Here is a 9,055-nt window from a genome sequence, read left to right on the forward strand (position 1 = left end):
TCAGTTGGCTAGGGCTGCGTATTCTACGCATTTCCCGTTTCGCGTCAAGGAGTATTTTTCAACTTCTTGCTGCGCTTGAATTAAATGCTTAAAAGCTACTTAATTCAACCTAACTCGTCAGCTTGCTTTCGCTATCTGCCGTGTCAGTGGATGCGCATTATAGGGAGCAGGAGATTTTGTGCAAGGGCTTTTTAATGAAAAAAGATCGCATGGCGATCTTTTAAACAATGGCGATTCTTTTACGTGCAGAGTGTCGATTAATTGGGCTTTTTACTGCCTTTATCGATAAAACCTTGGATTAGTGAGATAGCTTTGGCATCGTCCCAATCAACATAAGATCGAACAAAAGCTATCAATTGGCCCTGTTGATCGAGAATAAATGTCGCTGGAATCGTATCGAGCGGAAAAACATCCCCAAGACTTTGTGGCTGATCGTAGTAAGAGTTGAAATTTGGCATACCTAATGAGCTTAAGAACGGCTGGACCTGTTGCTTACCTTCTGCATCAATAGAGATAGGTAATAGTACGAAGTCTTCAGCTTTGAACTTAGTCGCTAGCCTTTCGATTGCTGGCAGCTCCCTTACACAGGGTGGACACCAGGTCGCCCACATGTTTACCATGATGATCTTACCTTTAAATTGACTGAAGTCGATGGCTTTACCATCGACGTCATTAAAGGCGACAGGCTCTATTGGGAAAGTCTTTGGCAAGACATTGATCAAATCAACAGTTGATTCCATCGGTTTAGTCGTTTGCTGCATGCCGGGGTACGCATGCGCGACCCCACCAGCAAGTAACGAAAAGAACGATGACAACATTAATGCCGTTATGACTTTATGCTTCATTTAGTATTACGCTTTAGCAAGGAATCTAACTCACGCTGATCTTCTTCGCTAATTTCATTCGGCACATTACCACTGATGCGTTGTTTACGAATGAAGATAAAACCAATCACGAGACCCATAAGTAACAAACCGATAGGACCTAACCAAAGAATGTAGGTTTTGGTTTCCATCTTAGGGTTATAGAGTACGAACTCACCGTAACGGCTGGTCATAAACTCGATGATCTCATCATCGCCTTTACCTTCGTCTACCATCTTGAAGACTTCAAGACGCAGATCGCGCGCAACCGGTGAGTTTGAGTCGATCAAGTTTTGATTTTGACACTGTGGGCAACGTAGCTCATGTGCTAAAGACAAACCGCGCTTTTGATTTTCAGGCGTTTTGAATTCATAAGTATCAACTGGTGTTGCCATAACGGTGGTCGTCATGCTGAATAACAGTACTAGACCACCAATGATTTTTGTCAGCGTTCTCATGATGCGCCATCCTTCGCCGCTTCAGCTTGTAATTGTTGGATCATAGGGTAAAGGGTTTCACTCCATACGCGTTGGTCGATTGGACCCGCATAACGGAAGCGGATAATACCGTTGTGATCAACCACAAAACTTTCAGGTGCACCATAGACCCCAAGGTCTAATCCTAAACGGCCATCTTTATCATAGATATTGACGTTATAGGGGTCGCCCTGACGCTTTAACTCTTCTAATGCGGGAGCACGCTCATCGCGATAGTTGATCCCGTAAATTGGCAGAAGATTTTTACGCTTTAGCATCACTAAGAAAGGATGCTCATATTTACAAGATGGACACCAAGTCGCCCACACATTAAGTAATGACACCTTACCTTTTAACTGCTCATTCGTAATGATCTCAGCAGGTGTTTCTAAGCGTTCCAGTTGGAAAGCCGGAATAGGCTTTCCTTCCAGTGCCGAATCCAATTGCTGCGGATTCAGGAATAAGCCTTTATATAGAAACACCCCCATGGCGAGAAATATGACCAATGGGATAAACAGAACCAACTTCTTCATACATTCCCCAATTATTGAGCCGTTGCCAATTTTGCCTTTTCGGCCGAAGGCGCGACAGCTGCAGTGACTTTCGCACGGTAACGTTTATCCGATGCCGCGAAGAATCCACCAATCATCATGAAAATTGCCCCAAACCATAACCAACGCACGAACGGTTTGTAGTTCAAACGAACCGCAAATTCAGTGCTGGTAATTGGATCGCCCATGGTTACATATAAGTCACGGAATAGACCCCAGTCGATACCCGCTTCTGTCATGTCCATAGTACGCACATTATATTGGCGACGGTCTGGCTTGAGTAATGTCAGCAGCTCATCACCTTTGTAGACTTCTATCTGTCCCTGCATTGCAGTGTAGTTAGGACCCACTACGTTTTTGGTCTCGAGATACTTAAAGGTATAACCCGCAAGCTCTTGGCTGATCCCCGGTCCCATGCGAACACTTTTCTCAATCGAGTAATTCGACACCATAGTGGCACCAATCACAGACACAGCAATACCAAGATGCGCGAAGATCATACCCAGCTGACTACGGCCCATACGGCTGATGCTGATATCACCTTCTTTCGACTTGACCATGTTATAGGCCGCTCTTGCTGTCGCTAGGATAATCCAAGAAGCCGCTGCAATACCAAAGGCAACCCAAGTATTGAATACACCATCAACGATAAATGGCGTCACAATACCGATAGCCGCTGCAATCATTGCAGGGATCAATAGCTGACGCTTAAGCTCGCCTGCTTTCGATTTTTTCCAACGGATAATTGGACCAATACCCATAAAGCCAAATAAGACTAATACGATAGGCACAAACACAGCGTTGAAGTATGGAGGTCCTACAGAGATTTTACCCATGCCGAGTGCATCGATGAGCAATGGATAGAGTGTACCCAATAGCACAGTACCTGCGGCAACGGTCAGTAACACGTTACAGACCAGTAGCATGGTTTCTTTAGACTTCAGCTCGAAACGGGCTGGACTGCTCATTTCACTGGCGCGGAAGGCAAACAGTGTTAATGAACCGCCAATCGCTAAGCCAAGCAACAACAGAATAAACATACCGCGGCTTGGATCGGCTGCGAATGAATGCACTGAGGTTAATACGCCAGAGCGAACAATAAAGGTGCCAAGCAAACTTAAAGAGAAAGCAAAGATAGACAGTAATACGGTCCAGTTACGGAAGGCGCCGCGTTTCTCGGTCACAATCAATGAGTGAACAAGCGCAGTACCCACTAACCAAGGCATGAAAGAAGCGTTCTCAACAGGATCCCAGAACCACCAACCGCCCCAGCCTAATTCATAATATGCCCACCAAGAACCTAGCGCGATACCTCCAGTTAGGAAGATCCAAGCGGCTAAGGTCCAAGGACGCGTCCAACGAGCCCATGCAGAATCAAGACGACCGCTCATCAGCGCGGCAATCGCAAATGCAAAGCTCACCGAGAAACCCACATAACCTAAATACAGCATAGGCGGATGGAAGATTAATCCCACATCCTGCAGCATTGGGTTTAAGTCACGGCCTTCGGCAGGTATCGGGAACAGACGTTCGAATGGGCTAGAGGTGAGTAGCATGAATAAGCTAAAGCCAATTACGATCAGTGCTAATACTGCCAGTACACGCGCAGTAAACACTTCCTCTAAACCTTTACTAAATAAGGCAACCGCTGCAGCCCAAGTCGATAAAGCAAACACCCAGAACAACAGTGACCCTTCATGACCGCCCCATACGGCCGAAATCTTAAAGAAGATAGGTAACTGAGAATTAGAGTGATGTGCCACATAAGCGACTGAGAAATCATCGACGGCAAAGCTATAGGCCAGCACGACAACCGATACAGTGATAAAAAAGAACATTCCGTACGTTAACGGCCAAGCATACCTAACAAGGTATTGATCTTTACGGGCAACACCTATTAGGGGGACGCTGATTAATAAGAAGGCAAAAGCCACCCCTATTATCAGCGCAAAGTGTCCAAGTTCTGGGATCATGGGTTTTCCTCAGTCTTCAATAATATGTTGATTTAGAAAGACTCTATCTCAACGCACAACATGTTATTCACGCAAATGCACGAAATTTTGCTCATTTTAGTATTTGCTATTGTTCCTGTCTGCCTCTTTCGTACAAAACTGGGTTACTTGTCTCATTCTCAATTTTAGAGGCTGATGTAAGTCACGGAAGAGGCTCAGTTCTGCATGTGACCGACAAATGACACTTAAGTTTCATACAATTTTTACAAGAAGAATCAATTTGTGAACCAGTGCCCAACTATAAGCTTTCGGTACTGGGATTACCTTATATTACTGTTCAATGAACAATCTTTACGTATAATCTTGCTTCCAAGCCTAGCGGTTACTCCGCTTTCTGCAAACTAAAGTGAATATAGAAACAATGACGACATTTTGGATTTTTATTGCGCTTGTTATGTTAGTCGGCCTGATGCTGATTTGGATCCCGCATTTCAGACAGCAGAAGTTGCTGAAAACTGAAGAAGCCGGAGTTCGTAAACAAACGAACCTTGAATTGTTCAATGAGCGCTTGGGCGTTCTTGAAAAAGAATTAAGCGAAGAGTTACTCGATCAAGCCGAATTCGATGCCTTGAAAAAAGAGCTTGAAATCAGTCTACTCCAAGACATCAAAGAAGCGAGCGATGATTCACTGGTCAACCAAATCAAGCCAAAGACGATTCTATGGCCGTCGATCATGTCAGTTTGTTTGATTGTTATCTCAGGCTATCTCTATCAGCACTTAGGTGCCTTTGAAAATATTGAAACTGCCCAACAACCTGCTAACCCACATGCGGGAATGGATACGGCTCAAATCATGGCGCAGCGCGTACAGATGATGGAAGCCCAAGTGAAAGCCGAGCCAGAGAACAGCCAAGTATGGTTCAGCTTAGGCCACGCTTATGTATCGGCAAACCAATACGATAAAGGGATTGCGGCTTTCGATAAAGTGATGGATTTAGTCGGAAAACATGCAGAATTATTAGGTCCTAAAGCAACAGCCATGTATTACAAAGCGGGTCAGCAAATGACACCGCAAATCAAAGCGATCATCGATGAGTCTTTAGCGATGGATGCTCAAGATCCTTCAACGCTATTACTTGTAGGTATGGATGCCTTCTTTACCGCTGACTACAAGAAAGCCATCGCCTCTTGGCAAACTATTCTTGATAGCGATCGTGCTGATGTTGATCGCGCAGCCCTAATGAATGCTATCGAAACCGCTAACTTACGTATGCAGTCTGAAACGGCTGGCATGCCAAATGATGAAGCCCACAAGCAAGTGAAGGCGAGTGCGACTAAGTCTGTCAATGTGACTATATCTATCTCTGCAGAACTTGCCGCTAAAGCCAGTCCTGAAGATACTATCTTTATCTTTGCCCGTGCAACTGAAGGACCAAAAGTCCCATTAGCGGCGACCAAAGTCAGTGCTAAGTCGTTCCCAGTTACTGTGACATTAGATGATAGCAGCGGTATGGGTGGCGATAAGAAATTAAGTGACGCTACCAATGTGGAAGTGATTGCAGTGCTTTCTAAGCACGGTAATATCAAACCACAAGCGGGCGATCTTCAAGGTAAGATCAGTACAGTGGCTGTCGGCGATACCGCTAACCTAGTGCTTGATACCCAAGTGCAATAAACCCAGTTTATTGCAGACATAAAAAAACCGGCTTTGGCCGGTTTTTTATTAACACTGAAAAAATTACTGAGCTTTAGACATAAACTCGATAGCTGCTTTGTAATCTTCGTCAGTACAATCTGTACACATACCGCCTGGTGGCATTGCATTCAAACCAGTTTTCACACTGTGCAGTAGAGCATCAATACCCTTAGCTAAGCGTGGTTCCCATTCTGCAGCGTTATGCACTTTTGGAGCGCCAGCAACACCCATGCTGTGGCATACGGTACATGCCTTGTTGAAAATAGCTTCAGCTTCTTGAGCTGATACGTTGACTGACATAGTCAAAGCAGCGACTGCAGTCATTGCTAACAGTTTTTTCATGTTCAATGTTCCTAATGCAAATACGTACAAAGCTCGGCGCTGCCCTTACTTAGGCAGACTCATTATAGCCGACTAAGATTACTACAAACTTCAAGAAATCTCATCTTTTTGTGATTAGAATCTCAACACAAAATGAATCAGGCGACAAGGGTGACAAATTCGTTAATATATTAGCAAGTCGTAAAAAAGTTCGATAAATATTGCGGTTATTGGAACCACATCATATTGCTGACATCTAGTGCAAACCAAGAGTAAACCCCCAATAACGTTTGTGTTAGAATAACTTGTGTTTCCTTCCGGCTTGAGATAGAGGGTTCAGTGACAAATATAACTAAAGAAACCACATTAGTGTCAGCCAGCAAGCTGACCTGTATCCGCGAAGAACGCATCCTTTTTGATGAGTTAAGTTTTGATATTAATGCCGGTGATATTGTTCAAATTGAAGGCCCTAACGGCGCGGGCAAAACCAGTTTATTACGCATATTGGCAGGTCTTTCTCGCCCCTATGCCGGACAAACCTTTTACAGAAATGAAGACATAAACCGCAGCCGTGATGAATACAATGAAGATCTCTTGTATCTCGGCCATTTAGCGGGAGTGAAATGCGAGCTTACCGCCGAAGAAAACCTTAATTTCAATTTAAGAATCAGTGGTTATGATGACTTTGATACCTCAGCCATTTTAGCCAAAGTGAACTTAACAGGTTTTGAAGAGGCACTTGCCGGACATTTATCCGCAGGCCAACATCGCAGAACTGCACTATCGAGATTGTGGCATAGCAATTGTAAAATTTGGATCCTTGACGAACCTTTTACCGCGATCGATAAAAAAGGCGTCGAAGAGCTGGAGCAATTATTTATTCAGCATGCGGATAATGGCGGGTGTGTGATCCTCACAACTCACCAAGATATGGGCATTATCAAAGATGATAGGCTTCGTAAAATTCGTCTAGATTATCGCTTCATATAAGGTCAGGCTAAATGAGAAGAGGCATCAGTTTTACCCAGGCATTTTTCACCTTGCTGCAGCGAGATCTTAAAATTGCCATTCGTCACCGCGGCGACATTTTTAACCCACTGCTATTTTTTATTATGGTTGTGACCTTATTCCCACTGGGGATTGGCCCAGAGCCACAAATGTTAGCCCGTGTGGCACCCGGGATAATTTGGGTTGCAGCGTTATTAGCCTCTATGTTGTCACTTGAAAGACTGTTCAAAGCGGACTTTAGTGATGGCAGTTTAGAGCAAATGTTATTGAGCCCACAGCCATTAGCCATTCTGGTATTAGCCAAAGTGTTAGCCCATTGGATTTTAACCGGTGTGCCACTGATTATTATTGCGCCACTTTTAGCGGTGCTACTCAATTTAGATGGCAATAGTTACGGTGCGTTAATATCGACCCTTGCGCTAGGCACGCCAGTTTTATCGCTATTAGGTGCCATTGGTGTGGCATTAACCGTCGGCCTTAGAAAAGGCGGCGTGCTACTCAGCTTACTTATTTTGCCCTTGTATATTCCGGTTCTCATTTTTGCAACGAGTGCCATAGACGCGGCAGGAATGAATTTACCCTATGACGGTCAGCTCGCTATAATAGGCGCTATGCTGGTCGGATCGTTAACCTTAGCACCTTTTGCGATTGGTGCATCTCTGCGAGTGAGTACTAACTAAAATGTGGAAATGGTTACACCCTTACGCGGATCCTGAACGCGCATATAAGTTATCAGGAACATTATTTCCATGGTTTGCGATCTTAGCAGGTCTGTTTATTGCTGTAGGCACAACATGGGGATTAGCCTTCGCGCCGACGGATTACCAACAGGGTGATAGCTATCGCATTATCTTTATCCATGTACCCGCTGCCTCTATGTCGATGGCAGCTTACATAGGTATGGCGACAGCGGCCTTTATCGGTTTAGTGTGGCAGATCAAACTTGCCGACTGGGCTGCGGCTTCGATTGCGCCTATCGGTGCAGTAATCACCTTTATTGCCCTCTTTACCGGTGCTGCATGGGGTAAACCTATGTGGGGCGCTTGGTGGGTATGGGATGCACGCTTAACCTCTGAGCTAGTATTACTGTTCTTATATCTAGGTGTTATCTCACTCTATGCCTCATTTGAGGATAAAGTGCTCGCGGCTCGTGCTGCAGGGATCCTAGCGATCGTGGGGGTAATTAACATCCCTATTATCAAATACTCAGTTGAATGGTGGAGCTCATTGCATCAGCCATCAACTATCCGCATTACCGAGAAATCGACTATGTCGACGGAAATGCTCTATCCACTGTTAATCAATATGCTTGGCTTCGGTCTCATGATAGGTGCCATCACTATTGTGCGATTCAGAGCAGAAATTTTAGCAAGAAATGGCATGCGCCCTTGGGTGCGTGAACTAGCTAAGGCTGAGGAGGTCAAATAATGCAATTCGATTCAATCAGTGATTTTTTTAATATGGGCGGCTATGCATTTTACGTGTGGCTATCCTACGGAGTGACCTTCTGCTGCCTCTCGACGCTTATCATTACCAGCGCACGCCAAAAGCGTAAGGTGTTAATTGAAATCGCGAAGAAGATGGATAGAGAAGAACGCCTAAAAAAAACTAGGAGTACTAAATCGTGAACCCAAGACGCAAAAAAAGACTGACGTTAGCAGTGGCATTAATCGGTGGTGTTGCCGCGATTACTTCGCTTTTGCTTTATGCGCTGAACTCCAACTTAAACTTATTCTATACACCGTCTGAAATTGTCCACGGCAAAACAGATACTGGCGTCAAACCAGAAATTGGCCAACGCATTCGTGTCGGCGGCATGGTAACAGTCGGTTCTATGGTACGAGACCCTAAGAGCTTACATGTGCAGTTCGCAGTGCATGACTCTCTAGGCGGCGAAGTACTGGTCACCTATGACGATCTACTGCCCGATCTATTCCGTGAAGGACAAGGTATTGTGGCGCAAGGCGTGCTAAGTGCTGATGGTAAGCTAGAAGCGACTGAAGTACTGGCTAAGCATGATGAAAACTACATGCCACCAGAAGTTGCTGAAGCCATGGGACAAAAGCACGAGAAGTTGGATTACAGCCAACAAAAGGCACCAGACACAAAGTAAGCAGTTGATGAAGTAGCAACAGCATACACACTAAGCCTTCTAGCCTAATAACTAGTGAGGCTTTTTTATTATCTT

11 protein-coding genes are annotated in these 9,055 nt (G+C 44.8%); 6 read left to right on the forward strand and 5 right to left on the reverse strand.

The features are described 5' to 3' along the window. Positions 1 to 257: 257 nt before the first annotated feature. The 4 genes from FW758_RS23625 to FW758_RS23640 are packed head-to-tail and all read right to left on the reverse strand — an operon-like array spanning position 258 to position 3,863. Entirely contained in the window at positions 258 to 845 is a 588-nt protein-coding gene (locus FW758_RS23625; RefSeq protein WP_446446715.1) for a TlpA disulfide reductase family protein, read from the reverse strand. Next, positions 842 to 1,321 (reverse strand): heme lyase NrfEFG subunit NrfF, encoded by a 480-nt coding sequence (gene nrfF / locus FW758_RS23630; protein ID WP_446446716.1) that lies wholly within the window; start codon positions 1,319 to 1,321, stop codon positions 842 to 844. Before nrfF ends, FW758_RS23625 begins: the two co-directional genes overlap by 4 nt. Beyond that, positions 1,318 to 1,872 (reverse strand): DsbE family thiol:disulfide interchange protein, encoded by a 555-nt coding sequence (locus tag FW758_RS23635; RefSeq protein WP_006079711.1) that lies wholly within the window; start codon positions 1,870 to 1,872, stop codon positions 1,318 to 1,320. Before FW758_RS23635 ends, nrfF begins: the two co-directional genes overlap by 4 nt. A gap of 11 nt (positions 1,873 to 1,883) precedes the next feature. Then, positions 1,884 to 3,863, reverse strand: coding sequence for a heme lyase CcmF/NrfE family subunit (locus FW758_RS23640; protein ID WP_259512938.1), 1,980 nt, complete (start codon positions 3,861 to 3,863; stop codon positions 1,884 to 1,886). A 400-nt stretch (positions 3,864 to 4,263) separates the two neighbouring features. Here FW758_RS23640 and ccmI point away from each other — a divergent pair, with 400 nt between their 5' ends. Then, a complete protein-coding gene (ccmI, locus tag FW758_RS23645; protein ID WP_446446720.1) occupies positions 4,264 to 5,517 on the forward strand; it encodes a c-type cytochrome biogenesis protein CcmI in 1,254 nt (417 codons plus the stop codon). Positions 5,518 to 5,580: 63 nt separating this feature from the next. Here ccmI and FW758_RS23650 read toward each other — a convergent pair whose 3' ends face one another. Beyond that, the gene (locus FW758_RS23650) at positions 5,581 to 5,880 is read right to left on the reverse strand and encodes a c-type cytochrome (protein WP_006079708.1); all 300 of its coding nucleotides are present in this window, start codon (positions 5,878 to 5,880) and stop codon (positions 5,581 to 5,583) included. 318 nt (positions 5,881 to 6,198) lie between these two features. Between FW758_RS23650 and ccmA the strand changes: the two genes are divergently transcribed. The 5 genes from ccmA to ccmE are packed head-to-tail and all read left to right on the forward strand — an operon-like array spanning position 6,199 to position 8,980. Further along, complete coding sequence (gene ccmA / locus FW758_RS23655; protein ID WP_071940703.1) at positions 6,199 to 6,849, forward strand: cytochrome c biogenesis heme-transporting ATPase CcmA; 651 nt, start codon at positions 6,199 to 6,201, stop codon at positions 6,847 to 6,849. Positions 6,850 to 6,860: 11 nt separating this feature from the next. Beyond that, positions 6,861 to 7,547 (forward strand): heme exporter protein CcmB, encoded by a 687-nt coding sequence (gene ccmB, locus FW758_RS23660; RefSeq protein WP_446446717.1) that lies wholly within the window; start codon positions 6,861 to 6,863, stop codon positions 7,545 to 7,547. 1 nt (position 7,548) lies between these two features. Continuing rightward, the gene (locus FW758_RS23665) at positions 7,549 to 8,295 is read left to right on the forward strand and encodes a heme ABC transporter permease (protein WP_446446718.1); all 747 of its coding nucleotides are present in this window, start codon (positions 7,549 to 7,551) and stop codon (positions 8,293 to 8,295) included. Beyond that, a complete protein-coding gene (gene ccmD / locus FW758_RS23670; RefSeq protein WP_446446719.1) occupies positions 8,295 to 8,495 on the forward strand; it encodes a heme exporter protein CcmD in 201 nt (66 codons plus the stop codon). Before FW758_RS23665 ends, ccmD begins: the two co-directional genes overlap by 1 nt. Beyond that, positions 8,492 to 8,980 carry a cytochrome c maturation protein CcmE gene (gene ccmE, locus FW758_RS23675; protein WP_006079699.1) on the forward strand — a complete coding sequence of 163 codons (489 nt, stop codon included), beginning with the start codon at positions 8,492 to 8,494 and terminating at the stop codon, positions 8,978 to 8,980. The genes ccmD and ccmE overlap by 4 nt, the downstream gene beginning before the upstream one ends. Positions 8,981 to 9,055 lie beyond the last annotated feature (75 nt).

The sequence above is a fragment of the Shewanella sp. 1180_01 genome, from assembly GCF_052850535.1.